Origin of the sequence: Pseudomonas capeferrum (genome assembly GCF_000731675.1) — a bacterium.
Classification (GTDB): Bacteria; Pseudomonadota; Gammaproteobacteria; order Pseudomonadales; family Pseudomonadaceae; genus Aquipseudomonas; species Aquipseudomonas capeferrum.
This window is the reverse complement of sequence record NZ_JMIT01000001.1, coordinates 548,500-572,555: the sequence shown is the minus strand read 5'-3', so window position 1 is coordinate 572,555 and position 24,056 is coordinate 548,500. Positions and strand designations below refer to the sequence as shown.

22 protein-coding genes and 1 pseudogene are annotated in these 24,056 nt (G+C 60.4%); 11 read left to right on the top strand and 12 right to left on the bottom strand.

What is annotated here, in order from left to right; all coding sequences use genetic code 11:
* Positions 1–10: 10 nt before the first annotated feature.
* Both PC358_RS02735 and PC358_RS02730 read right to left on the bottom strand, forming a co-directional pair.
* Positions 11–211: a DUF1289 domain-containing protein gene (locus tag PC358_RS02735; RefSeq protein ID WP_033697358.1), complete on the bottom strand. Its 201-nt coding sequence runs from the start codon at positions 209–211 to the stop codon at positions 11–13.
* An 8-nt stretch (positions 212–219) separates the two neighbouring features.
* Positions 220–537, bottom strand: a complete 318-nt coding sequence (locus PC358_RS02730) for a hypothetical protein (RefSeq protein WP_033697356.1) — start codon at positions 535–537, stop codon at positions 220–222.
* A 312-nt stretch (positions 538–849) separates the two neighbouring features.
* On the opposite strand from PC358_RS02730, the gene PC358_RS02725 reads away from it, so the two are divergent.
* A complete protein-coding gene (locus PC358_RS02725) occupies positions 850–2,601 on the top strand; it encodes a BCCT family transporter (protein ID WP_033697355.1) in 1,752 nt (583 codons plus the stop codon).
* 44 nt (positions 2,602–2,645) lie between these two features.
* Here the strand turns inward: PC358_RS02725 and PC358_RS02720 are convergent, their stop codons facing one another.
* Positions 2,646–3,125 (bottom strand): VOC family protein, encoded by a 480-nt coding sequence (locus tag PC358_RS02720; RefSeq protein ID WP_033697354.1) that lies wholly within the window; start codon positions 3,123–3,125, stop codon positions 2,646–2,648.
* A 140-nt stretch (positions 3,126–3,265) separates the two neighbouring features.
* Here PC358_RS02720 and PC358_RS02715 point away from each other — a divergent pair, with 140 nt between their 5' ends.
* Complete coding sequence (locus tag PC358_RS02715; protein ID WP_050506040.1) at positions 3,266–4,315, top strand: YVTN family beta-propeller repeat protein; 1,050 nt, start codon at positions 3,266–3,268, stop codon at positions 4,313–4,315.
* A 203-nt stretch (positions 4,316–4,518) separates the two neighbouring features.
* The gene (locus tag PC358_RS02710) at positions 4,519–5,169 is read left to right on the top strand and encodes a TIGR04211 family SH3 domain-containing protein (protein WP_033697353.1); all 651 of its coding nucleotides are present in this window, start codon (positions 4,519–4,521) and stop codon (positions 5,167–5,169) included.
* A 368-nt stretch (positions 5,170–5,537) separates the two neighbouring features.
* On the opposite strand, the gene PC358_RS02705 is transcribed toward PC358_RS02710, so the two are convergent.
* Positions 5,538–6,416: a LysR family transcriptional regulator gene (locus PC358_RS02705; RefSeq protein ID WP_033697352.1), complete on the bottom strand. Its 879-nt coding sequence runs from the start codon at positions 6,414–6,416 to the stop codon at positions 5,538–5,540.
* A 104-nt stretch (positions 6,417–6,520) separates the two neighbouring features.
* Between PC358_RS02705 and argC the strand changes: the two genes are divergently transcribed.
* A complete protein-coding gene (gene argC / locus PC358_RS02700; protein ID WP_033697351.1) occupies positions 6,521–7,462 on the top strand; it encodes an N-acetyl-gamma-glutamyl-phosphate reductase in 942 nt (313 codons plus the stop codon).
* A gap of 80 nt (positions 7,463–7,542) precedes the next feature.
* The gene (locus PC358_RS02695; RefSeq protein ID WP_033697350.1) at positions 7,543–8,229 is read left to right on the top strand and encodes a GNAT family N-acetyltransferase; all 687 of its coding nucleotides are present in this window, start codon (positions 7,543–7,545) and stop codon (positions 8,227–8,229) included.
* A 33-nt stretch (positions 8,230–8,262) separates the two neighbouring features.
* On the opposite strand, the gene PC358_RS02690 is transcribed toward PC358_RS02695, so the two are convergent.
* Genes PC358_RS02690 through PC358_RS02670 form a run of 5 tightly spaced genes read right to left on the bottom strand, consistent with a single transcriptional unit; the run spans position 8,263 to position 12,700 of the window.
* A complete protein-coding gene (locus tag PC358_RS02690) occupies positions 8,263–9,018 on the bottom strand; it encodes an ABC transporter permease (protein WP_033697348.1) in 756 nt (251 codons plus the stop codon).
* Positions 9,018–10,223 carry an ABC transporter substrate-binding protein gene (locus PC358_RS02685; protein WP_033697347.1) on the bottom strand — a complete coding sequence of 402 codons (1,206 nt, stop codon included), beginning with the start codon at positions 10,221–10,223 and terminating at the stop codon, positions 9,018–9,020. Before PC358_RS02685 ends, PC358_RS02690 begins: the two co-directional genes overlap by 1 nt.
* Positions 10,210–11,031, bottom strand: a complete 822-nt coding sequence (locus PC358_RS02680; protein ID WP_033697346.1) for an ABC transporter ATP-binding protein — start codon at positions 11,029–11,031, stop codon at positions 10,210–10,212. Before PC358_RS02680 ends, PC358_RS02685 begins: the two co-directional genes overlap by 14 nt.
* Entirely contained in the window at positions 11,028–12,092 is a 1,065-nt protein-coding gene (locus PC358_RS02675) for an acyl-CoA dehydrogenase family protein (RefSeq protein WP_033697344.1), read from the bottom strand. Before PC358_RS02675 ends, PC358_RS02680 begins: the two co-directional genes overlap by 4 nt.
* Positions 12,093–12,139: 47 nt before the next feature.
* Entirely contained in the window at positions 12,140–12,700 is a 561-nt protein-coding gene (locus PC358_RS02670; RefSeq protein ID WP_033697343.1) for a carboxymuconolactone decarboxylase family protein, read from the bottom strand.
* A 102-nt stretch (positions 12,701–12,802) separates the two neighbouring features.
* On the opposite strand from PC358_RS02670, the gene PC358_RS02665 reads away from it, so the two are divergent.
* From PC358_RS02665 to PC358_RS27835, 3 genes are all read left to right on the top strand, one after another.
* Positions 12,803–13,714, top strand: a complete 912-nt coding sequence (locus PC358_RS02665; protein ID WP_033697341.1) for an AraC family transcriptional regulator — start codon at positions 12,803–12,805, stop codon at positions 13,712–13,714.
* Positions 13,715–14,011: 297 nt separating this feature from the next.
* On the top strand, positions 14,012–14,632 hold the full coding sequence (locus tag PC358_RS02660) for a hypothetical protein (RefSeq protein WP_033697340.1): 621 nt from the start codon (positions 14,012–14,014) through the stop codon (positions 14,630–14,632).
* Positions 14,632–15,147 (top strand): hypothetical protein, encoded by a 516-nt coding sequence (locus PC358_RS27835; RefSeq protein WP_033697338.1) that lies wholly within the window; start codon positions 14,632–14,634, stop codon positions 15,145–15,147. Before PC358_RS02660 ends, PC358_RS27835 begins: the two co-directional genes overlap by 1 nt.
* Before the next feature lie 182 nt (positions 15,148–15,329).
* Here PC358_RS27835 and tnpB read toward each other — a convergent pair whose 3' ends face one another.
* The gene (gene tnpB / locus PC358_RS02650; RefSeq protein ID WP_033697337.1) at positions 15,330–15,689 is read right to left on the bottom strand and encodes an IS66 family insertion sequence element accessory protein TnpB; all 360 of its coding nucleotides are present in this window, start codon (positions 15,687–15,689) and stop codon (positions 15,330–15,332) included.
* 785 nt (positions 15,690–16,474) lie between these two features.
* On the opposite strand from tnpB, the gene PC358_RS27665 reads away from it, so the two are divergent.
* On the top strand, positions 16,475–19,339 hold the full coding sequence (locus tag PC358_RS27665) for a hypothetical protein (protein WP_156056737.1): 2,865 nt from the start codon (positions 16,475–16,477) through the stop codon (positions 19,337–19,339).
* A 158-nt stretch (positions 19,340–19,497) separates the two neighbouring features.
* On the opposite strand, the gene PC358_RS02645 is transcribed toward PC358_RS27665, so the two are convergent.
* Both PC358_RS02645 and PC358_RS02640 read right to left on the bottom strand, forming a co-directional pair.
* On the bottom strand, positions 19,498–20,037 hold the full coding sequence (locus PC358_RS02645) for an RrF2 family transcriptional regulator (RefSeq protein WP_033697335.1): 540 nt from the start codon (positions 20,035–20,037) through the stop codon (positions 19,498–19,500).
* 105 nt (positions 20,038–20,142) lie between these two features.
* Positions 20,143–21,522 carry an NAD(P)-binding domain-containing protein gene (locus PC358_RS02640; protein ID WP_033697334.1) on the bottom strand — a complete coding sequence of 460 codons (1,380 nt, stop codon included), beginning with the start codon at positions 21,520–21,522 and terminating at the stop codon, positions 20,143–20,145.
* A 345-nt stretch (positions 21,523–21,867) separates the two neighbouring features.
* Here PC358_RS02640 and PC358_RS02635 point away from each other — a divergent pair.
* Positions 21,868–22,113, top strand: a pseudogene (locus PC358_RS02635) (NAD(P)/FAD-dependent oxidoreductase); the annotation flags it as partial.
* A gap of 228 nt (positions 22,114–22,341) precedes the next feature.
* Positions 22,342–23,967 carry a methyl-accepting chemotaxis protein gene (locus tag PC358_RS02630; protein ID WP_033697330.1) on the top strand — a complete coding sequence of 542 codons (1,626 nt, stop codon included), beginning with the start codon at positions 22,342–22,344 and terminating at the stop codon, positions 23,965–23,967.
* Positions 23,968–24,056: the final 89 nt, after the last annotated feature.

Below are 24,056 nucleotides of genomic sequence, written 5' to 3'. Positions count from 1 at the left end.
CATGCGAAGGTCAGTTGGCATTCTGCCGCTTCGCGCTCTTCTTGACGATGGCTTTCATCCGCGTGGCCGCCCGCTGCACGGTGGCCATCTTCTCCGGGCGCTTCATGCCACGCCACTTGCGGATTTCTTCACGGCTGCGGCCACAGCTGACGCACAGCTCGCTGTTGAGCTGGCATAGCGAAACGCAGGGGTTGTCTATGTCCTTGGCCATTGCACCCTTCAGGCCGGCATTTCAGCGCGCACACGCTCGGCGGCATTTTCAAACACGTTGCACAGCTCTTCGGACTTCACCTTGGTGATCGACTTGGCGGCCAACAGGTCATGCACGACGCGGATGCCCTGCTCCATGGCCGTGGCCAGCTGCTCACGGTCGGAGGCGTCGGCGATATCACCCAGATAAGGAGCAACGAGGTACACGTAACGGTCCTGCAGCTTGAGCGCTTCCAGCGCGTCGAGGGCTGTCTGGAACCGATCGGCAGCAGCCGGGCTCATGCTCAATTTATCGAAATGAATCAGGCTCACACGGTCAGTGGCCATTGACGAATCTCCGTTTCCTGGTAAGGCCAGGCCCGCAGGCAACGCCGCTTCTACGGTGCTCGGGAATGCAGGCCAGGTTAATGCCCATCAGGGTACCAGAACGCAGCGCAGAAAGGGCCATCGCCCCCGGAACTAAAAGTATTAAACAGGTCGTTCAGTGGACGCCCCAGGGCGTTATCGGGACAGGAGCCGCTGTTTGCCAAGCAGGATAATTCGGCCAGCTGCACTTCCCGCCGAGACCGTCACCGACCCCGGCAGCCCACAACAACAAGCCTGCATACGCAGGTAAGCCACAAAGGGGCATCACTATTCATGGCAAAGGAACACATCACCGAAACGCTCGACCTTGGCGTTACGGACCCCTCGAAAACCGCCGAGGCCCGCCAGGACAGGCACTTGGAGGGCAAGCTCGACTGGATCGTCTTCGGCATCACCAGCATTCTGGCCATTGCCTTCGTCATCTGGGGCTTCGTCAGCCAGGCCAGCCTTGCCGCCAGCGCGTCGTCGGCACAGTCCTGGGTCATTCTCAACTTTGGCTGGTTCTTCGTACTCACCTCGACCGTGTTCGTCATCTTCGTGCTGTGGCTAGCCGCCAGCCGCTATGGCAGGATCCCGCTGGGGCGTGATGGCGAAGCGCCAGAATTCCGTACCGTCTCCTGGGTGGCCATGATGTTCAGCGCCGGCATGGGCATCGGCCTGATGTTCTTCGGCGTTGCCGAGCCCTTGTCGCACTATGTGACACCCCCTCCCGGAACGACGACCGGGCAATCGAGCGAGGCGATGCAGGTGGCCATGGCCACCACGTTGTTCCACTGGACCCTGCACCCCTGGGCCATGTACGCCATCGTCGGCCTGGTGATTGCTTACGGCACGTTCCGCCGCGGGCGTTCGCAATTGATTTCCACGGCCTTTCGGCCGCTGATCGGCAAGCACGCCAACGGCCCCGTCGGCCGCGTGATCGACATGATGGCGATTTTCGCCACGCTGTTCGGCTCTGCCGCCTCGCTCGGCCTGGGCGCCCTGCAAATCGCCGGCGGCCTGGAATACAACGGCTGGATCGAGAGCCCCGGCAAGCTGTTCTACATCTCGATCATCACCTTGCTGACCATTGCCTTCGTCACCTCCGCAGTGTCCGGCATCGGCAAGGGTATCCAGTGGTTGTCCAATACCAACATGGTGCTGGCACTGGTGCTGGCGGCCTTCGTCTTCCTGGTCGGCCCGACGCTGTTGATGCTCAACCTGCTGCCCACCTCGATCGGCATCTACATCAAGCTGCTGCCAGAAATGATGGCACGCACCAACGCCAGCGGCGGTGAGCAGATGGACAGCTGGCTGGCCGGCTGGACCGTGTTCTATTGGGCCTGGTGGATTTCCTGGACGCCTTTCGTCGGCATGTTCATTGCCCGCATCAGCCGCGGCCGCACCATTCGCCAGTTCGTCACCGGGGTGCTGCTGGTACCGAGCCTGGTCAGCCTGGTGTGGTTCACCATTTTCGGCGGTGCGGCGATCGATGCCCTGCGCGAGGGCAGCTTCGCGCTGGTCAATGGCGCCGTCAACAGCAACCACGCGCTCTATCAGTTGCTGGACAGCTACCCGCTGGCCTCGTTGACCTCGGTGCTGGTGATGATCCTGGTGGGCATCTTCTTCGTCTCCGGCGCCGATGCCGCCTCACTGGTCATGGGCACCCTGTCGGAACACGGCACCACCGCGCCGTCGCGGCGCACCGTGATCTTCTGGGGGGCGCTGACCGGCACGGTGGCGGCGGTCATGTTGGCGATCGGCGACCCCAGCAACCCCGGCGAGGCACTGACGGGGTTACAGAACCTGACGATCGTGGTGGCGCTGCCGTTTGTCGTAGTGATGGTGCTGTTGTGCCTGGCGCTGTACCGCGACCTGCGCAAGGACCCGATGATGCTGCGGCATCTGCGGGGTACCGAGCTGATCGAAAAGGCCGTGCTGTATGGCGCGGTGAAACATGGCGAGGAGTTCTACATCGTGGTGCAGGAGAAGAAGTCTGCGACCAAGCAGACACAACCCCAGGCCGACGTGGAGTTGAACGACTAAGCAGCAACCCAGGGGCCGCCAGTCGGCCCCTGGGTTGCTCGCCGTCAGCCCTTCAAGGCCGCCTCGATCCCGGCGACATCGATCTTGCCCATTTCCATCATGGCCTCGAAGGCCCGCTTGGCCGCCGCCCGGTCAGGGTTGCCGAGGGCCTCGATCAGGATGCGCGGGCAGATCTGCCACGATACCCCCCATCGATCCTTGCACCAGCCGCAGACGCTCTCTTCGCCGCCATTGCTGACGATGGCGTTCCACAGGCGGTCAGTCTCGGCCTGGTCTTCGGTGCTGACCTGGAACGAGAACGCTTCGCTGTGCTTGAACGCCGTGCCGCCGTTAAGCCCTACGCAGGGCACGCCCATCACGGTGAATTCGACGGTGATCACATCACCCGCCTTGCCCGACGGGTAATCACTGGGGGCCTGGTGAACCGCCACCACGCGGCTGTCGGGGAAGGTCACGGCGTAGAAGTTCGCCGCCTCCTCGGCATCATTGTTGTACCAGAGGCAAACCGTATTCTTGGCAGTCATGGTGTAGCTCCATGAACAGGTGTGAACCCTTCAGTCTAGATCGTGAGCGTGGCGCGGCAAAAAAACGAAACCCTTGCCACCCTGCCCCGGTCACACCCTATGAGCATGCAACATGGACTGTAATCCAAAGGAGACTGGACATGCCCTACCCTTACAACCCGATCGCCCTCCGCATCCGTAACCTGGCCTTGGCTGGCGCACTACTGGCCTGCGCGTCGCTGGTTCAGGCGCAGGATGTGCTGCTGGTGGGCAACAAGGCCGATGCCAGTGTCTCGGCACTGAACATCAGCAACGGCAAGGAACTGGTCCGCCTGCCCGTGGGCACCGGCCCGCATGAGGTGGTAGTTGCCAGCAATGGCCGCTTGGCCGTGGTGGGCAACTATGGCGCCCACGGCACCGCCAACAACAGCCTGAGCGTGATCGACTGGCCGTCACGCAGCGTGGTGCGCACTATCGACCTGGGCAAGGACTCGCGCCCCCATGGCATCCGCTTCCTGCCAGACAGCCAGAGGGTGGTGGTTACCACCGAGGACAGCGAGCGCTTGCTGATTGTCGACCTGGCCCAGGGCCAGGTCCTCGACCGCATCGACGTCGGCGGCGGCAAGCCGCACATGGTCGCCCTGTCGCCCGGTGCGGACCGCGCCTACGTGACCCATGTAGACTCCGGCACGTTGTCGGTCATCGACTTGCTGCACAAGAAGAAGATCGCTGACATCCCCACCGGCAACGGCAGCGAGGGCGTTGCGGTGACCCAGACGGGCGCCCAGGTGTGGGTCAGCAATCGCGAAGGCAATGAAGTGGTGATCGTCGATGCCGAACGCCTGGAGGTCACCGACCGCCTCCGTACCGGCCTGTTTCCGATACGCGTCGTCATGACCCCGGACGGCAAGCATGCTCTGGTCACCTGCGCCAAGTCGGCGGAGCTGGCCGTGTTCGACGTCGCGGCCAAGCGCGAGATCAAGCGCATCAGCCTGGCTCAGGAAGGCGCCGAGTACCGCAAGACACTGTTGGGTGCCGAAGCCCTGCCCATCGGCGCGGTGGTCTCGCCGGATGGCAAACGGGTCTACGTGGCCATCAGCGGCGGTGACCAGATAGCCGTCATCGATACCGCTGACTGGCGCGAGAAGGCACGCTGGCAAACCGGGCCGGAGCCTGATGCACTGGCCATTGTGCCGCAGCCAGAGAGCTGATCGCCACGCGCCTGTCGCGGTGTTTCAACCACCATCGCGACAGGCCGTACACCTCGGCTTTTGCAACATTCTGCAGACATTTCCGATATCAGGTAGTGAACCTGCTTACATAAAAACGGTCTTTCGCTGACGGTCAACTCACCGACCGGTTCATCGGCCCAGTCATCGGGCCTACTTTTGTCCTGTTTCAGCGAAGACTCAACATGCCCGACTCCCGTCCAACATTTTCCGCCCTCCCAGCCCTGCGCGGCGGCTTGATCGCAGCCCTGGTGGCTCTAGCCGCCCCGGTGCATGCCGAAGCGCCTGCCAGTGATGCGCGCTGGGTCAGTGACAGCCTGAGTACCTATGTGCGCAGCGGGCCGACCGATGGCCACCGCATTGTCGGCACGCTCAAGTCTGGGCAAAAGCTGACTCTGGTCGGCAGCCAAGGCAGCTACAGCCAGGTACGCGGGCAGAATGGTGACCTGGTGTGGATCCTCAGCAGCGACCTGCAGGACGTGCCTGGCCAGGGCGAGCGGCTGCCGCAGCTCGATGCCCAAGTGGCGGACCTGTCCGGGCAGCTCAAGAGCATCGATGACAGTTGGAAGAACCGCGTGCAGGGCATGCAGGAAACGCTGGATTCGCGCAAGCAATTGATCGATGAGCTGGAGGCGCGCAACCAGGCGCTGAATGAGCAGCTGGACCAGAGCCAGTCGACCCTGCGCGACACCCAGGCGCGCCTGGGGGACGAGAACAAACAGGTGATGATGCGCTATATGGTGTATGGCGGCAGCATTGCGGGCGCGGGTTTGTTGGTGGGGTTGATCATGCCAGCGCTGACCCGCGGGCGGAAGAAGAACGACCGCTGGTTCTGAGGTTGGTTAGGCGTTAGGGGTGGAAGGTGCATGCCTTGGGAGTTTTAGCGCCTGTGAGATCGAGCGCCGCCCGCGCGGCGCTTCGCGGGGCAAGCCCGCTCCCACATCTGTTTCGGGCCAATTATTCCTGAGGCATTGGCGCGCGGCCCTTTGGTGCTCGCCTCGATATCGCGTCGTACAAACAAGGGGGCGCGCGCCTATTTAACAGGACTCACTGGCCCGAAACAGATGTGGGAGCGGGCTTGCCCCGCGAAGCGCCGCGCGGGCGGCGCTCGATCTCACCGGCGCTGAAAGCATCAAGGCATGCACCCGCCAGCCCTGATGCTTTCCAAAGTCCTACTGCCAGGACCCTTGTTACAGCAGGTGCCCTACAACAACCGCTCCAGCGCCTCCAGCACATACCCCGTGGCCCGCTCGACCTGCCCCTCTCGGCAGGCAATCCCCAACTGCCGCCACAACCCCGGACGCAACGGCCGGCGGGCAATACGCCGGTCCAGCTCCGCCGCGTCGCCCTCCTGCGGCAGCAACGTCGCACCGTACCCCGCCCCCACCAGGCTCTTGATCGCATCGTTGTAGTTCAGCTCGATGCGCGGTGCGGGGAACAACCCCGCCGCCGCGAACCACTCCCCTGTCACCCGCGACAACTGCGTGCTGCTGTCATTCAGAATCAACGCCCGCTGCGCCAACCATGCCGGCGTTACCTTGGCCGGCGGCTGCCAGTCGGCCGGCACGTAGGCCAGGATCGGGTCGCGCCGCCAAGGGGTGACCTTCAGCCCCTTGCCCGCAACTTGCGGCAAGGCCACCAGGCCAATGTCCAGAGCCCCCTCGCGCAGCCGCGCCAGTGACGCCTGGGAGGTCAGTACCTGGACCTGCACGTCGATCCCCGGGTGAGCCACACGCAAGTGTTCCAGCGCCTTGGGCAACAGGTGGGCGATGGCGCCGGTCGAGGCGCCCAGGCGTACCCGGCCGGTCAGGCCCTCGACCTGGCGGCGAACCTCTTCCAGGGCCAGGTCGGCGTCGGCCAGCAGGCGTCGGGCGCGGGCCAGTAACGTCTCACCAATGGCCGTAGGGCGCACCTGGCCACGGTTACGGGTGAGCAAGGGGGCGCCCACCCGGGCCTCCAGCTCGGCCACGTGCAGGCTGATGGTGGGCGGGGCCAGGTTGAGCCGGCGTGCGGCCTCGGCAAAAGAACCCAGGTCGGAGATTTCGACCAGGGTGCGGAGGCGGTCAAGGCTGATTTCGCGCATGGCATGCTTCAGTAAAAATGAACATCAGCATCATGATATTCAAATTTCCTTTAGTCCAGCCGCAGGCGAGCATAGGCCATCTCTCCCCCGACCGGACCCCGACCATGCACACCCCTGTTGTCTTCATCGACGGTGACCAAGGCACCACTGGCCTGCAGATTCACGCCCGCCTGCACGGGCGCAGCGACTTGCGCCTGCTGACCCTGCCCGAAGCCGAGCGCAAGCACCCACAACGCCGCGCCGAAGCGATCAATAGCGCCGACATCGCCGTGCTCTGCCTGCCCGATGACGCAGCGCGCGAAGCCGTGGCGGCGATCCATAACCCGCAGGTACGGGTTATCGACGCCAGTTCCGCCCACCGCACCAGCCCAGGTTGGGTCTATGGCCTGCCAGAACTGGATGAACAGCAAGCCGAACGTATCGCCCACAGCAAACGTGTCAGCAACCCTGGCTGCTACCCCACCGGAGCAATCGCCTTGCTGCGCCCGTTGGTCAGCGCCGGGCTGCTGCCAGCCGATTACCCACTGAGCATTCATGCCATCTCGGGCTACTCCGGCGGCGGCCGCGCGGCGGTCGAGCGCCATGAGCAGCCAGGTACCGAGAAAACCCCGACCTTGCAACTGTATGGCCTGGAGCTGGCGCACAAGCATGTGCCGGAGATCCAGCAGCACGCCGGGCTGTCGGCGCGGCCGGTGTTCATGCCCGGCTACGGCGCCTATCGCCAGGGCATCGTCCTCAGCATCCCGCTGCAACTGCGCTTGCTGCCAGGCAAGGCCAGCGCCGAACAGCTGCATGCCTGCCTGCAACAGCACTATGAAGGGGCTCGCCACGTGCACCTGATGCCCCTGCATCAGCAAGGCCTGGCGGCGGCGCTCGACCCCGAAGCACTGAACGACAGCAATGACCTGCGCCTGGCGCTGTACGCCAACCCGGAGCATGGCCAGGTACTGCTGACTGCGGTGTTCGACAACCTTGGCAAGGGCGCCTCCGGTGCGGCGGTACAAAACCTAGAGCTGATGCTCGCGGCGCTACACGCGCAAGGCTGATTCGGCAAAACCGGTTAGACTGTACTACCCGCGTCAGCCAGGCGCGGGTTGTATTCCTACCCGCCGGAGCCCGCCCCCCGATGTTCATCCTGAGCCGCCTCGACAGCGTGCCGCCCGAGTCTTTCCAGAACCAGATCCGTGAGCTGGTGATCAACCACGTCGGCGAATTGAGCAGCGTTGCCATTCTTGCCGACAACCCGCTGTATCCGCTGTACCAGTACGGTGTCGGGATGGAGGTGCACCAGTACCTGCAGGCCATGGACGGTACCGGTGGCCTGTCGGTGACGCTGACCTTGGCGCTGGATGCCGAGGCCCCGGACCAATTGCTCGGCTTTGCCCTGGCGTTGCCGGCCGATGACGACCCGGACACCTGCGCGCTGGCATTTCTCGCCGTGCGCGCCAGCCATCGCCGCCAAGGTATCGCCCGCGCCCTGCTGGGTGATTTGCAGGCCCGCCATGCCTGCGTCGAATTGAACACCTTTGCCGGCCAGGTACCGTGGTTCGAAGCGATGGGCATGCAGGTGGTGGCGGCCAACGGGCCGCAGGTGCTGATGAGCAGCACCGGGCAAGCCAGCGGGGCGTTGATTGGCCGGCTGGATATCGGGCCGATCTACCAGACCACCGAGGTACATCAGATCCATACCTACCTGCTCAACCAGCAGGGCGAGGATGCGATGATCGAGGCCGAGCAGATGCGCGACGAGCGGCTGGACGAGCTGGCTGTTCAGGCGCAGGCCTGTGTAAGGCAGCGCAAGACCGTGCATTGATACGGGGGGGCCGCACAGCGGCCCCTACTGTTTTCAGCCATGCACCCAGCGCCGATGCAAGCCACGCGCCAGGGCATCGAGCATGAAGCCCAGCACGCCGATCAGCAGCACCATCGCCATCAGCTCCGAATACGCCAGCCGGTCGCGGGTGTCGAGAATGAAATACCCCAACCCCGCACTGACCCCTAGCATCTCGCACGGCACTAGCACGATCCACAGGATGCCGATGGCCAGGCGCACACCGGTCAGCACATGGCCGATCACCCCCGGCACGATCACCTTGCACAACGTCTCCCAGCGCGTGGCACTCAAGCTGCGGCTCAGTTGCAACCAGCGCGGGTCGAGCTGGCGCACGCCCGCAGCGGTGTTGAGCAGAATCGGCCACAGCGCGGCGAAGGCCAGCAGGAAATAGATCGGCTGGTCGCCCACCCCCATCAGCATCACCACCACCGGCATCCACGACAGCGGCGAAATCATCCGCAGAAACTGGAAGGCCGGCGTGGTCGCCGCCTCCAGGTGCCGGTAGCTGCCTACCAGCAAACCGAGGGGTACGCCGATCAACAGCGCCAGCAGCAGCCCGATCAAAATACGTTTGAGGCTGACCCACACGTGGCCGTAGACCTCGCCCTGCCCCAACAGCTCGACCAGGCTGGCCAGGGTGGCCTCGGGCGAGAAGCGCGCCGACAGGCCGTCGGCCTCGCCAAACAGCGCCACACCCGCCCACCACGCCAGCAGCAACAGCAACAGCCCGGCCAAGCCCAGGCCGGTATGAACCACATGCTTGCCCATCAGACCGCGAACTCCTCGCTACGCTCGAAACTGTCGGCAATACCGAACACCGATGGCCCGCCAACGGCCGCGATGGCGTTGCGCACGAAGCGGTCGTCGACCAGGTCGCGGGCGGTTTGCGCCGGGTCCAGGCCTGCGAGAAAACCACTGTCGCCTTCGATCAACGTGCGCTGAAGGCGCTTGACCAGCTCCTCGGTGTAGCTGGGGAACGGGTAAGGCTGGAAGTCGATACGCCGCTCGTCCCATTGCTGGTGCTGGATCGCACCACTGGCGATATAGGCTGCGCGGTCCTCGGCGGCTGGGGCCAGGACTTTGCTCAGCACCGCAGGCTCGTGCGGGGTGTACTTGTTGGGGCCGGCCTTGGACAACAACGCGGCGGCTTCGGCGCGGTGCTCGCGGGTCCATTGCTGGGCCTTGACGATGGCGTTGACCACCTTCTGCGACCACTCCGGGCGGTTGTTGAGGTCGTGCTCGTGCATGAACACCACGCAGCAGGCGTGGTTGCGCCAGACATCGCCGGTAAACCGCTGCACACGGCCAACCTTGAGGTTTTCGGCCAGGGCGTTGAACGGTTCGGCGACGATATAACCAGCGATACGCTTGCTGGCCAGTGCCGGTGGCATGTCGGACGGCGGCAGCACCAGCAGGTTGACTTCGTTGGCCGCAAGCTGCGTATTGACCGGTTTGGACACCGGGGTCAGGCCGTTGTCGTTGAGCATCTGCTGCAGCACGACGTTGTGGATCGAGTACCAGAACGGGATGGCGACGGTCTTGCCGCCCAGTTGCTTCATGTCGGTGATGTCGGGCGCCACGGTCAGGCCCGAACCGCCGACATGGTTCCAGGCCACAACCTTGGCCGGCACCTTGCTGGCGTAGCGCGCCCATACGGTCATTGGCGACAACAGGTGGATGACGTTGACCTGACCGGAGATGAACGCCTCGATCACCTGCGCCCAACTGCGCAGCAGCACCGGGCGCTCGGCCTTGATGCCTTCGGCCTCGAACAGACCATTGTTGTGCGCCACCAGCAACGGCGTGGCGTCGGTGATCGGCAAGTAGCCGATGCGCACCGGCGCGTCCGGTTCGGCGGCCGCGCGGGCTTGCAAGCTCGACAGCAACGGCAAGGCACCGGCGGCAGTGAGCATGGCGCCAAGCTTGAGAAAGTCGCGACGCGACGAAGCAGAACAGCAGTCATCCATGCACATGGACAGCCTCCGAGGGCAAGGGGGTGGGGGAAGGTTCGACTGTGCGGCTTGCCCGCCGAAGGGTTTTGACGATCTCGATGCGCAGGGCGCCCAGTTCCTCGACCCGGTGCGTGCGCGGCTGCGGCAGGTCGATACACCACTGGCCGAGGATATGCGCTGGGTGGTTGCCCAGTAGCAGGACCCGGTCGGACAGCAGCAGGGCTTCGTCGATATCGTGGGTGATCAGCACCGCCGCAGTATTGTGGGTGGCGATCAGTTGCAGCAGCAGTTGCTGCATGTCGGCCCGGGTCACCTCGTCGAGGGCGCCAAACGGCTCGTCAAGCAACAGCACTTCAGGTTGGCGTGCCAGGCAGCGGGCCAGCGCGGTGCGTTGGGCCATGCCACCGGACAATTGCGCCGGGTACTGGTTGCGCGCATGGGCGAGGCCCACGTCGGCAATCGCATGGTCGATGCGCGCACGCCGCTCGCTGGCCGCCAATTTGGGCTGGCGGGCGAAGTCCAGGCCGAAGGCGACGTTCTTCTCAAGGCTCAACCAGGGCAGCAGGCTGGGATCCTGGAAGGCCACCGCCAGGCGCGGATGCGGCCCTTGCAGCGGCTCGCCGCGCAGCGTCACGCTACCGCCACGCGGCGCCTGCAAGCCCGCCAGCACCCGCAACAGGCTGGACTTGCCGACACCACTGGGGCCCAGGATGCTCACCACCTCGCCCGGCGCCAGCTGCAGGTCGAACTGTGCCAGCACCTCTTGCCAGCCCCCCTCGCGGGGGTAGCCCAGGCTGATGGCACGGGCGTCGAGCAGTACCTCGCTCATGCGGCGCCCGCCTGGCGTTGCAGTTCGGCGCGCAGTTGCACCAGGCTCGGCGTCACGATCGGCACGAACGCCGACTCGCGCCAACGGCGGGCGAAGCCTTCGCCATACTCGCTCAGGTAGGCCTTGCCACCACTGGCCTGCAGCTCCAGCTGCACCGCGTCGGCAGCGCATTCGGCGAGGGTGATGCGCAGTTTGAACAGCGCCGCTGGCTGCTGCAGGAAGCGCTCGTCGAGCAGGCCCTGCTTGAGTTCGCTCACGGTGTTTTCCAGGCGCGCCTTTAGCACCTGGCCGGCCTCGTCGAGGAACGAGCCACGGCCTTGCAGGTGTTCCGCCACCTCATCCAGTGCCCGCCGGGCCAGGCCGATGGCCATGCCGCATTGCAGTGCCAGGAAGGCCGGGCGCACCTTGGGCAGGAACGCGCGAGCATTCTCGTGCAGCAGCCACTCGCGGCCCAGCTCGACTTGGTGGAACGCCAGCGCGGCGGTATTGCTCGATTGCAGCCCCATCAGTTGCAGGTCGTCCGAGCGCTCCAACCCTTGCGCCTCGGACGGAATGGCCACCACGAACGGTGCCCCTTCGGCATCACCTTCGATGGCTGCCGCCACCACAAAACCGCTCTTGCGCAGGTTGGTCACCCAATGCAGCCGGCCTTCAAGCTGCCATCCGTCGCGGCTCTGGCGGCCTCGCACCTGCAGGCTCTCGATGCCGGAGAGAAACTTCATGGCATTGGACAGCCCGGTTGCACCGGCCAGCTCGCCCGTCAACAGGCGTGGCAACAGGCGCTCGCGCAGCGGCTGGTTGGGGCTTTGCAGCAGGTATTCGATGAAGGCGCGCTGGCCCCAGCAGACGAACGCCGCCGCCAATGAACGGCTGGCAATGGCCGCGATCGCTTCGACCGCGTCGGTCACCTGCCCGCCCGTGCCGCCCAGGGCCGCATCGACGCCGATGCGCAGCACTTGCGCTTCGGCGATGTGCGCCAGGACCAGGTGCGGGTCGCACACGCCCTGGTCGATTGCCTCGGCGTTGGCATCCAGCCATTGCCGAAATGCGGGATCAAGCATGTCTCTACTCCTTTGAAAACGCCGGCGTGGCCGGCACCACACTTGGCTTACGCAGACGGCTGCCAGCGGTACTTGCTGAGTTCGTCGTTGAGCGGTGTCTGGGCGAAGACATTAGCAAAGTTGCACAAGGTTGCGAGGCTCACGCCAAGAATCACCTCCAGGGCATTGCCTTCGCTGAAGCCGGCATCGCGAAATGCCTGGTAGGTGGGCTCGCTGACGTTGCCACGGGTGGCGATCACTTCACGGGCAAACGCGGCCAGGGTTTCGTAGCGGGCATCGGGCAGTTCGCCACGGGCGCGCAGCGCGTCGACCACGGCCTGGGGCAGCTTGGCCTTGTTCAGGGCCACCGCAGTGTGACCGGCGACGCAGAAATCACAGCCATGCTGGGTAGCGGCAATCAGCTGCACCACCTCTCGCTCGGCCAGGGTCAGCTCCGACTTGCCATTGAGCGCCGACACGGTCACGTACGTTTCCAGGGCGGCCGGGGCGTTGGCCAGCACGCCTAGCAGGTTGGGGATGAAGCCAGAATTCTTCTGAGCGTTCTCGAGGAATGGACGGGCCGCTTCCGGGGCGCTCTGCAGCGTGTGTAAAGTAATGCGCGAGGACATGGAGTGGTCTCCTGTGGTGGGTGTCCTTACAGTCTGTTGGTTATAAGAATTCGCCTCCATATTCATCAGTCGCCTTTCCTTGCTCCTGAGTCTTTGCATTAGATGATTTCGTCCAGCCCCCTTGTCGATTGGTTATTAGAAGGCCTGGAGCTCGATGCCAGCCTGTTTCATGTCGGCCGCTATTGCGGTGGCTGGCACGCCAGCACCCAGGGTATGGGCCGCGCCAGCTTCCACTTGGTGGTGCAAGGATATTGCTGGCTGCACATCGACGGTCAGCCGCAACCGGTGCGCCTGAAGAAGGGAGATGCAGTATTCCTGTTGCGCGACCTTGCCTATCGCTTCTCCAGCGAGCAGGACCCGGTCGACGCCTGCGCCCAACCGCGTCAGGCCATGCAGGCACTGGATAGCGAAGCCCGCGACGGCGTCGGGCTGGTTTGTGGCTTCTTCCATTTCCAGTCCGGCCTTTCTTCACTGATTGTCGAAGGCCTCGCCGACTGGATCCTGCTGCGCGCCGAAGACCCCGCCGGCAGTGCAGCGCGGGCGCTGTTCGAGCTGATTCTGGAAGAATGTCGGCGCACCGCCGGCCCGTCACAGACGTTGCTGGAGCGGCTGACGCACCTGTTGTTCCTGTACGTGCTGCGCCAGCAGGTCAATGTCGGGCAGTCACTGGGCGGGCTGGTCGCCCTCGCCCGCCAGCCGGCGTTTGCCGGGCTGCTGGAACAGTTGATCGAGCAACCGGGGCAAGCCTGGACACTGGAGAGCATGGCCGCCTGCACCGGCTTGTCGCGGTCGGCGTTTTTCAAGCGTTTCAATGAACTGGCCGGGCAATCTCCGGGGCAAGTGCTGCTGGCGCTGCGCATGCGCCATGCCAGTCAGCTGCTACGGGCGGGCAATACCGTGGAGCAAGTGGGCGCGCAGGTGGGGTACCAATCGGTGGCGGCGTTTACCCGGGCCTTTGCCAAGGCGGTGGGCCAGCAGCCGGGGGCCTATCGGCGGCAACACGTGAGCCGCTGAACGTACAGGCCCTATCACTGCGCCAGGTCGGGACGGACCTGCTGCGCTGCATGTTCGAACTCGATACATCGCGCTTGGCAATCAAAGCGCGTCTACGCCCATCGATAGATGGGCGATTGCCGGCGGCCGGATGTAGCGCTTATTTAACTTATTGCCACTGACATTTTTACCAGTTGTGTGTCATCCGGGCCGGCCATAGCCTTTCTCAGCAAACCAACGAATCGTCCCGCCCGTGCGGCGAACACGACATGTGCGCGCGGCAACTTGAACTTTTTATCTCGACCAGGATGAAAGCCCATGACCTCTTCAAGTAAGCCAACGACAAGCTTCACCAGGGACACGGTAGAGAAATATTATAAAAAGGGTGACGCGCTTGAAATTGATGGGAAAAAGTGCATATGGGTCACGGGCGGTGAAACCTCAGTCACCGTAGAGATCGATGGCAAGTCCGAAAGAATAGCATGGTCAGACATAAACAATATTCCCGGGCTCGGCAGCATGCGGCTACGCGCCGGCATGGCGTTACGATCACTTCTAGATGCAGGCTGGATCAAAGTTGCACGCCCAAGTCCGGGGATAAATAAGTTATCACCTAACCCCTTCCTTATAGAGTTTGCTCCGTCAAATAAAAATTTAAATATTTATTATGGCTACGGCAGTATACCGTATAACAGAACATGGGTCGGCGAGTACCAGCTCAAGGCGACAGAAAGCCTCACCAACCTCCCTGCTTACGCCGACAACGCCCTTGTTCACCGCGCCATTGAGGAGCAACAGTCTATCCGCGCAGGGGACCGCGCTATTCCTTTTCAAGGCTCTATCAGTTTTTACTATTATGTAGGCGACACTTCGGCACTCCCCGACGGTATCAACGAGGACACCGTAGAGGAATATCAGAACGCGTTCAAAAGCGCCTGATGGGTGACTCCTATCAGGCCGATGAGTGGAAGTTTGTTGCCGACGAGTATGGGCGCATAAAAATAGAGCCGAGCACTGAAAAACCTGCGGGCGGCCAGAAACCCGAATTGCCCGCGACCGATCAGAGCAATATCGGTTGGCGCCGCTGCAACACGCACTTGAAGCTGGACAGCAGGGATGCCACCACTGAACGTTTGCTCTTTGTCCATGATGATGAGACCGGTATGCCAGTAGGCCCAAGGTTGAGCTTTAAATTCGGGGAACACACCACGAAGGAAGCATCGTCCGCCTATTTCCGCGAACAACTGGAGGCGTCAGAACTAGGTAAATACGTGCGCCTGGGTACCCACACTGCAGTCGATGGCGATATCGAAGCCGAAGGTACCGTCGACCTCTGGCAAGTCGACAAGCCCCTGCGGATTTTGCTGGGTAATTTCGCGGAGACGCACAAATACATAACCCACGCTTGCGTCCTGCATGAGGGAGTGCGATCCATGAACCCCACCTATCCATAACTTGATCTGCTCTTTCAGGTCGTCGATGTGTGTCGCATAAGCCTCCTTGACCTCCTGCGCGCGCACACGGGCAGCCGATTGCTCACACGCACGAGCAGCGTAACTCTCAAGCAGCATTTGCTTGAGCAGAACAGGGTCATCCGGGAGGTTCGGGCACTGAAATCATGGCCCGGATTACCGGGTCAGGCGACGAAACGGGGCGTCAGAACCTGATGCGGACGGTTGCGCCAGAGGTCGAAACCGTCGAGTAGCCAGTTCAGTTCTTGGACGGTCAGGACAATCGCTTCGTCGCTGGCGTCGGGGGAGGTTTTGAAACGTTCGGCTTCGAGGCGTTTGAGCCAAAGACAGAAGCCGTTGCGCTCCCAATACAACACCTTGATGCGATTGCGAGCTTTATTGAGGAAAACGAACAGTACGGGGTCGAACACGGCGACCTTGATATCCAACTCGACCAGCGCGGTGAGGCCGTCGATGGACTTTCGGAAGTCTACGGGCTTGGGATAGAGGTACACCTTTTCGACTTTGCTGTCGGGTCGCATCATGGCGGGCGGGCTCCAGAAAGAAATCGGGAGCGCAGCATCGGGCATCCGGTGGACGCTTGGAATGTGGGGATGATGGATCCCTTACATTTAAACGGCAGTAATTGGATTTGCGGGATTTAGGTTCTGTACTAAAAGTAGGGTCATTCATCGTTGTGGGAGCGGCGGTGCGGCGATCCGACTTGCCCCGCGATCTGCCGCAACGCGGCAGCAAAGCCTGAGTTCGCGGCTTCTTTGACACCATTTGATATCGGGTACAGGAGCGCTTCGCACTCCATCGCGGGACAAGTCGGATCGCCGCACCGCCGCTCCCACAAAACTTTTCGTGCAGAGCCTAATACAGAACTCGGCAGTATGGGCGCACGCCTCTATTGGTTTGAGGTGTGTCTGGAGAGCCGTGGCCGCAAGCTAGAGCGTTGCTGAGGCTTCACAAGCCAAAATACCCGAGGGACGACGAGTGGTTTACTGAGATTTGAATTGCCCCTATGACCTGACATTTTTACCAGTTTCAATAGGATTAGTGTGCCTGCATAATCAAGCCTGAAGACCTCAGAAAAAATCCACGCTGGAAGATAGAACAACGTCCATCAACACGGGCGCCGGTCGCCCGGTCAAAAGCAGGACAAACGTACCAAACGCAAAGCGGTATTAACGGAAGATCGTCATACATGAGCAATGGCTTACGCAGTATAAGTCTCGCCGATGGCCCGCCTGCATAATTCCGGCGCAGCCCCGTTATGGATACGGCCGTCAGCTACCAGGATAAATGCATAAACTGAGGATACCCCATGGAACTTTATCAGCAGTTCGGCCCTTCCCATAGTGGGAATGAAAGCCTTAACGTGAGCGATTTCGCAAAAGATAGTCATGTGAGGCTATGGATAAAAGCTGAAAACACTATCAACCCTGTCTTGGAACAGGGCACCATCAAAGAGATCAACTGGAAGACAGGAAAAATAAAAATATTTAACGACACCAACAAAAAAACCATATCAGTAGACCTGAAAAAAACGCACAGCTTTAATGAAAAGCCATTTCATTTTGATGACTTCGTAAAAAACGATTTGGAAGGACTATTTATAGCCTCTGCACCATCCATCTTAAGTACGCACATCTTTCTACCCAATGAACCAATGGCAAAAATCTCAGTCCTAAATGTTGGCATATCGCCTGACAAAAATCTCATCGTGACTGGAAATAAAAAGTTTATCGACAAATTCAACACACTCTGCGACACCCTCAACGACCTCAAAGTTATAGTTGACACGACATCAACGACGGACGACGCGTTGCACACGCTCATATGCGAGCATGCACAGCTTGACCCTGAAACAGAAATGATTTTACAAAGCGTCATCATGCATTCGGATGACTTACCGCTAGAAAGCCACGATGAGGCCGCAGAACTGAATGAGGGCACCGTCGAACAGCAAGAAGTCGACATCATCGACGAGGAGGCTGAGGATACTGAGGAGGAAATAAGCGCCGGCGAGACACTTCCATATGGATGCAGCAAGCCATACGCGCTTGACATTCATATTTATCACCCATTGAAAAACAGCGAAATAAACAGACGACACATAACCCTTAAAGGAAACGCCCCAGCAAATACACGTATTTGGCTATGCCATAACGGCTGGAAGGAAAAAAAGATACATTTCTTTGCTTTAACCACCTCGGACAGCGAGGGTAAGTGGAAAGCATCCTTAACTGTGAAAAATGGTGATCACAAAATCGCCGCGAAATACAACAAGGGCAAATCCAATGTCTGCACATGGGGCCACGACTTCAAAGTCGTTAGCTTATGGCTCAAATATTATCCAAAACAAGATAGCGAAGCAGGTTTCCGCATTGCCGAATATCGATACAGCGCTTTCGAGCCGCCTAAAAACGATGAAGGTGTTTGGGTTGAGGTCAGAGGACATATCCCATTGCACCTGAGAAACAATCTTTACTATCACCCATTAGCAGACAGCCTGACAACTTCACGTCTAAATGGCACTTTGACAGTCAGCCGATACAAGCGACAAGCAAATCCTGAGATACCCCTTCACGCTGTCTATACAGAAGCTGATTTTCAAAAAATCAACGATAAAATAACCACCGTTTCTGAAATGGATTTTATTGGCACCTTATACAGTTCATTCAATTGGGCGAAAGCCGCTTATGTAGCCGCCGAAGCTTTAAAAAACCCTGTGGGCGTATTTGCAACGCTCATTACCCTGCCTTTCACCTCCAACCGTGAAAGTGTTGCCATCGCCTATAATATCGGCACCTCCATCGGCTTTATCTTACAAATCCTGCTTATGCGAGCACCTGTAGTGGGCCCGGTAGTTGCAGGATTAGCCATGGCTGGCACTGTGATTCAGGAAGTTATCAAAGTAACTGAACAAGGTACCATCACACACGACAACCTTCTTGACATTAGCAATATCATGAAGGACTTTATAGATCTGGGCAACCTTGCAACACCTAAATATGGAAATCTAATTGATGAAAAAAAATTAATAGAAAATACAACCATCGACAGCAGGGGATCTCGCGACTTCATCATAACACCCAAACCATTAACTCCACTGTACGGTAATTTTTCACATGAAGCCAAAATTGTTGCAGACGATTTGGAGCTCAGAGGCATTACCTATCAAGGCGGCGGTTATTACAGAAACTTGACCACCAACAAAGACTATATCTATGTCGATGGCAGATGGGTAAGGATTAATGGTTTCAGGAAAAATGGCTCACCCGTCCCGGCAGATAAAAACGGCACATCCGTGACCAACTTGCCGACCGACATTGTAAAAGACAGTAATGGAAACTGGACCGTACTTAAATTAAGGGGAGGCGTAGGCGAACGGACCATTCCTCTTTATCAAGACATCCGTTCTGGGTACAACCCCGAGCCACAGTTATCCTACGACCCTAATTATGTGGGTCAAGGCGCCATCCGACTTAAACTCCCTATAACTTTTGAAGAGGCCGATAATAGTGCCTTGCCGATCGCTATCGGTGCTGATGCAAGACTCCCGTCAGATCCGAGGTGGATGGGCAATGACCGAGAGCCAGGTATTTTATTGTTTGAAACGCGACGTTTTATGGTTGATTCCCCAAGGAACAATACGTTACACGATTTTATTAATGTCACACCCACGAGCACTGAACGAGCCAGTGACAACAACAAACTCATTTCAGCGTACTGGGTGCCTCAGAACAGGCATTATGATATTCCGATTCACCCCACGGGCACGGAGCCAACCACTCTATTCACAGATAATTTCAGCGGCTGCAGTTTTGTTGTGGACCAGATAAATGACACGCACTATCGTGTTTATCACGTCTTCAGTAAAAAAGAAAACGAACAGTACAATTTACTGGAAGAACACGGGAAAGGGCAGGTCGCGTACATACCACATACAGAATACAGCTTCTTGCACCGGCCAACAGCTGATAGCTTGCATCCCTCGCAGGACGCATGTGGCTTTATATCCATGCGATATAAAAAATACCCAAACGAAGCCCAAGGCAATTGGGTTATTACTGTCAGAAGTCAAAGCTTGCCCGTGCAAATTACGGCATCAGGTTATCATGGACAATTTAACGGCGCTCCGCCACGGCTTAATATGCATACTCCGATAACCGTCAGACCCATTTAGCCATAATGAGACGTATGACCAGCAATGATGCACACAGCGTTTTTTTGCGCCACACAGCAGCGCAAGAGCCTGTGTAACTTTCGCCACATTGGCGGCGGTGCCCTGGACGTGATAAGCCATCACCGGCCTCGACACCGGCGCCAATGTGGGAATCAAAATCAAAGCTGATCCACCGCAATATCCCCAGCCCCTTTACTCTCTCGCCGCTCGGCCATCCAGGCATCGACCTGCTGCCCGAACTCGGCCGGTGCCTTGCGCCCGAAGCGCGTTGCCAATGCCAGAACAGTCTGCTGCGCCAACGCCTCTTCCATGCGCTTCTGCGCCCCCAGCGTTACGGCATGAATCGCACAGGTGCCTTCCGTCGCCCAAGCGGGCGGCGAGCCCTCGAACAGCGTGCAGCGTTCGCGAATCTCGCGGCAATCGAAAATCTTTTTCGGCCCGTCGATGGCGTTGACGATATCCAGCACGTTGATTTCAGCCGCCGGTCGCGCCAGGCGAAAACCACCGCGCACGCCTTCGGTGGCGGCCACCAACCCGGCACGTGCCAGCTTGGTGAAAACCTTGGCCAGGTATTCCTGCGGCACGCCCTGCAACTCGGCCAGGTCGCGCACGCTGGAATCACGGCTCTCACTGCCCTCGCCTACCAGAAACAGCAGGCAATGGATGCCGTATTCGACGCCAGCACTGTAAAGCGACATATCAATCTCCGACCAACCATGTCGCAAATGATACGCGGGGAGCGTCGGTGCGGCAAAACACTTCCCCGCTTGCACGCATCCTGATCGTGCTGGCCGTTCCGGCAGCTACCCGCGCAGCACCTTCACCTCGCCTTGCTTGCCATCCGTTTCGCGCAGGTACTCCTGCAGCGAGTCGTCCATCGCCTGCATCCAGCGGGTGTGGTGTGGTACCGCTTTGGTGCCGGTAATCACCGAGCGGTATGATTTGTCGCGGTAGCCCATGATGTCGTGCTTCTTGTCGGTCTTCCATTGCAGGAAGATGCGGTTGACCGCATCGATGTCGAAGCGCGGGTAATCCGTCTGCTCGATCAGGTGCTTGATGTATCGGCCCTGGAACTCATACATCGAAGCTGTGGTTACCAGCTGCTCCTCATCCTCGCGCCAGCGCGCGCTGTCGGCCTGCATGGCCGCCTTGGCCGGCAGCTTGATGCGCCCCAGCATGTAGTCGCGCGCAAACCATGCCTGGGCGTCGAACAGGTTGAAGCTGTACCAGAGGTCCTGCATGCCCAGGTACAGCAACTGCGGGTTTTGCTCCCACACCACGCCTTGGTACAGTCCGGCTGGCCACAGGCGGTTGTTGGTCTTGAGGGTGAGTTCATCGGGCAGGAACGGGAAGTGATGTTGGTAGCCCGTGCACAGGATGATCGCATCCACACGCTTGTTCGAGCCATCGGCGAAGAACGCCAGGTCGTTCTCGACGCGGACCAACTGCGGGCGCTCTTCCCAGCCCTTGGGCCATTTGTAGCCCATCGGCTGGGTGCGGTAGGCCGTGGTGATCGAGCGCGCGCCGTACTTGTAGCACTGCGAGCCGATGTCTTCGGCCGAGTAGCTGCTGCCGACAATGAGCAGGTCCTGGCCGTTGAATTCCATCGCTTCGCGAAAGTCGTGGGCGTGCAGGATACGCCCGGTGAACCGCTCGAAGCCTTCAAACTCCGGCACGTGTGGGGTAGAGAAGTGCCCGCTGGCCACCACCACGTAATCGAACACCTGCTCGATGCCAAGCCCCGCGCTGTAGTCGTGGGCGCTCACGGTGAACTCGCGGGTGTTTTCATCGAAGCTGACGTTTTTGACTGCGGTATTGAAGCGGATGTAGTCGCGCACCCCGGCCTTCTTCACGCGGCCTTGGATGTAGTCCCACAGCACCTCGCGCGGCGGGTACGAGGAAATCGGCCGGCCAAAATGCTCATCGAAGCTGTAGTCGGCGAACTCCAGGCATTCCTTGGGGCCGTTGGACCACAGGTAGCGGTACATGCTGCCGTGCACCGGCTCGCCATGCTGGTCGAGGCCGGTGCGCCAGGTGTAGTTCCACATACCGCCCCAGTCGGCCTGCTTTTCGAAGCATACGATTTCGGGCATGGGTGCGCCCTGGGCATGGGCGGATTGGAAGGCACGCAGTTGCGCAAGGCCGGACGGGCCGGCACCGATGATTGCGACACGAAGAGTCATAGTGATTCCTGAACAGTTGAACGCTGAAAAAATGCAAAGGCTCCCCAACCCCGAACGGCAAAAGGCCGGGGGTGGTGGAATTCAGGCGCTACGGTGCAGGTGGAGGGACGGGGCGTTTGCGCATCTGGGTCAGCAGAAGCTTGACCGGCGGGATCGACAACACGTGGAACAGGCTCGAAAGCGGAGAAGGCGTCATTGAGGTCGGCCCGTATCCATCTGCGCAGGGCGCGAAATGGGGGCCTGAGGGGCGGAAGATACGTGTGATCTCGTGCATGGGGGCTGAAATGGCCTCTTTTCTTTATGGTTTCCTTTTTATCTATAACGGATGGGGGTGGGGATATCAAGGACAATGCGGCCGCCGACCTGCTCGGCGTCGAACCTGTTATCTACCGCCAGCCCAAATATGTCACCTGCCTCGACCTGGGTGACTGGGGCGCGGCCTACAGCGAGGGCTGGGAACGGGAGCTGAAGCTGCACGGCCAGGAGGGCAAGGCGCTGAAACGCCAGATCAACTCGGTATGGATCTACCCGCCAGCCGCTGACCGCGCGCAGGCACTGGCCGCTGCCGACCCGTTGATCCCGATCGTATGACGTCTGATTGCGGGCAAAACCGTCAGTAAACGACGGATTTGCCCGCACACGTCGTTACATTGAATGACTGGTCAATAATGATGGCACTGTGACATCATTTAAATAAAAACGTAAGAGGGTGAGGCACACACACTAAATCCGCAGCGCATCGAGAGCTGGCACCCCCCTGGTGAGCCGGCCTTCCGTCCATGCTCTTGACGCCTGCACGCCACCGTCAAGGAGCATTCCATGCAATTACGGAATATGAAGATCGGCATTCGCGCAGCCAGCGTATTCGCCCTGTTGGGCGTATTGGTACTGGCCATGGGCATGATAGCCCTCTATGAAACCCGGCAAATGGATGAGGCCACGGATGAAATCCGTGTCACCTGGATGCCGGCCGTGGTAGCCCTCAGTGAAATCAGCAGCAACCTCGGCCGAGCGCGTGCCATCACCCTGCGCGCAGCGCTGGAAGAAACCGACCTGGAGCGTGCGCGCAGTCTGGACATGCTCAAAAGCATCAATGCGCAACTCAAGGACGGCCTGAAGGATTATGACAACACCATCGTCGCCACCGATGACCGCGCCCTGTTCAACCGCTTCAATACCGCCCACGAGCAATACGTCAGTCTTCAGGCGCAGGTCATCAGCGACATCGCTGCCGGGCGCCTCGACCAGGCCAAACTGCAGATCAACGGCCCGCTTTCCGAGCATGCCGACAACATGATGAAAGCCATGGCCGCGCTGATCGCCTACAACGGCAAGGGCGCCGAAGAGGCTTCGCAACGCAGCAGCGACGTCGCTGACCAGGCGTTGACCGCCATCATCGGTTCATTGCTGGTCATCATGCTGGTACTGGCCGCCATCGCCACACTGCTCACCCGCAGCATCGTGGTGCCCCTGGCCGATGCCGTGGCCGTGGCCGAGCGCGTGGCCACCGGCGACCTGACCCAGAACATCCATGTCACCGGCCGCGACGAGCCTGCCCTGCTGCTGCGCGCCTTGGGCCGCATGCAAGAGAGCCTGCGCGACACCTTGCGCAAGATCGCCGCCTCGTCCGACCAACTGGCCTCGGCCTCAGAAGAGCTGCATACCGTCACCGAAGACACCAGCCGCGGCCTGCATCAGCAGAGCGCCGAAATTGACCAGGCAGCCACCGCAGTCAACCAGATGACCGCCGCCGTGGAAGAAGTGGCCAACAATGCAGTGAGTACCGCTGACGCCTCCAAAGGCGCCGACCGCACCACCCGTGACGGCCGCGACCAGGTCAACCAGGCGCTGGCGTCGATCCAGCACCTGGTCGACGACGTGACCGGCACCTCGGCCGAAATCGAACAGCTGGCCAGCAACGCCAACGAGATCAGCCGGGTGCTCGATGTGATCGGCGCAATCGCCGGGCAAACCAACCTGCTGGCGCTCAATGCCGCCATCGAAGCCGCCCGCGCGGGTGAGGCCGGCCGCGGCTTTGCGGTGGTGGCGGATGAAGTACGCGCCCTCGCCCACCGTACCCAACAGTCGACGGCAGAGATCGAGCAGATGATCGTGGGCATCCAGACCGGCACCGAGCGTGCGGTGACGGCCATGCACAGCAGCCAAGGGCGCGCTGCGGGTACCCTGGAAGTGGCGCAGGGTGCGGGCCAGGCGCTGGAGGTGATTGCCGAGGCCATCGCCTCGATCAACCAGCGCAACCTGGTAATCGCCAGCGCCTCTGAAGAACAGGCACAGGTGGCGCGCGAGGTGGACCGTAACCTGGTGAACATTCGTGACCTGGCGATGCAGACATCGGCGGGGGCAAACCAGACCAGTGCAGCGGCGCAGGACTTGTCGCAGTTGGCAGTGGACCTGAATGGCATGGTGGCGCAGTTCAAAGTCTGATCAGGAATAACCGGGCTGCTTTGCAGCCCATTCGCGGGACAAGCCCACTCCCACAGGTTGATTCAGTTTTTTGAGTGATCCTGTGGGAG

Excerpts from the sequence above, each read along its gene's own strand:
- tnpB (WP_033697337.1), bottom strand. The coding sequence starts at position 15,689 with ATGATGCGACCCGACAGCAAAGTCGAAAAGGTGTACCTCTATCCCAAG.
- PC358_RS02720 (WP_033697354.1), bottom strand. The coding sequence starts at position 3,125 with ATGACTGCCAAGAATACGGTTTGCCTCTGGTACAACAATGATGCCGAG.
- PC358_RS02630 (WP_033697330.1), top strand. The coding sequence starts at position 22,342 with ATGCAATTACGGAATATGAAGATCGGCATTCGCGCAGCCAGCGTATTC.
- PC358_RS02695 (WP_033697350.1), top strand. The coding sequence starts at position 7,543 with ATGTTCATCCTGAGCCGCCTCGACAGCGTGCCGCCCGAGTCTTTCCAG.
- PC358_RS02685 (WP_033697347.1), bottom strand. The coding sequence starts at position 10,223 with ATGTGCATGGATGACTGCTGTTCTGCTTCGTCGCGTCGCGACTTTCTC.
- PC358_RS02670 (WP_033697343.1), bottom strand. The coding sequence starts at position 12,700 with ATGTCCTCGCGCATTACTTTACACACGCTGCAGAGCGCCCCGGAAGCG.
- PC358_RS02665 (WP_033697341.1), top strand. The coding sequence starts at position 12,803 with ATGATTTCGTCCAGCCCCCTTGTCGATTGGTTATTAGAAGGCCTGGAG.
- PC358_RS02730 (WP_033697356.1), bottom strand. The coding sequence starts at position 537 with ATGGCCACTGACCGTGTGAGCCTGATTCATTTCGATAAATTGAGCATG.
- PC358_RS27835 (WP_033697338.1), top strand. The coding sequence starts at position 14,632 with ATGGGTGACTCCTATCAGGCCGATGAGTGGAAGTTTGTTGCCGACGAG.
- PC358_RS02705 (WP_033697352.1), bottom strand. The coding sequence starts at position 6,416 with ATGCGCGAAATCAGCCTTGACCGCCTCCGCACCCTGGTCGAAATCTCC.
- PC358_RS02710 (WP_033697353.1), top strand. The coding sequence starts at position 4,519 with ATGCCCGACTCCCGTCCAACATTTTCCGCCCTCCCAGCCCTGCGCGGC.
- PC358_RS02725 (WP_033697355.1), top strand. The coding sequence starts at position 850 with ATGGCAAAGGAACACATCACCGAAACGCTCGACCTTGGCGTTACGGAC.
- PC358_RS02645 (WP_033697335.1), bottom strand. The coding sequence starts at position 20,037 with ATGTCGCTTTACAGTGCTGGCGTCGAATACGGCATCCATTGCCTGCTG.
- PC358_RS02680 (WP_033697346.1), bottom strand. The coding sequence starts at position 11,031 with ATGAGCGAGGTACTGCTCGACGCCCGTGCCATCAGCCTGGGCTACCCC.
- PC358_RS27665 (WP_156056737.1), top strand. The coding sequence starts at position 16,475 with ATGGAACTTTATCAGCAGTTCGGCCCTTCCCATAGTGGGAATGAAAGC.
- argC (WP_033697351.1), top strand. The coding sequence starts at position 6,521 with ATGCACACCCCTGTTGTCTTCATCGACGGTGACCAAGGCACCACTGGC.
- PC358_RS02640 (WP_033697334.1), bottom strand. The coding sequence starts at position 21,522 with ATGACTCTTCGTGTCGCAATCATCGGTGCCGGCCCGTCCGGCCTTGCG.
- PC358_RS02735 (WP_033697358.1), bottom strand. The coding sequence starts at position 211 with ATGGCCAAGGACATAGACAACCCCTGCGTTTCGCTATGCCAGCTCAAC.
- PC358_RS02675 (WP_033697344.1), bottom strand. The coding sequence starts at position 12,092 with ATGCTTGATCCCGCATTTCGGCAATGGCTGGATGCCAACGCCGAGGCA.
- PC358_RS02660 (WP_033697340.1), top strand. The coding sequence starts at position 14,012 with ATGACCTCTTCAAGTAAGCCAACGACAAGCTTCACCAGGGACACGGTA.
- PC358_RS02715 (WP_050506040.1), top strand. The coding sequence starts at position 3,266 with ATGCCCTACCCTTACAACCCGATCGCCCTCCGCATCCGTAACCTGGCC.
- PC358_RS02690 (WP_033697348.1), bottom strand. The coding sequence starts at position 9,018 with ATGGGCAAGCATGTGGTTCATACCGGCCTGGGCTTGGCCGGGCTGTTG.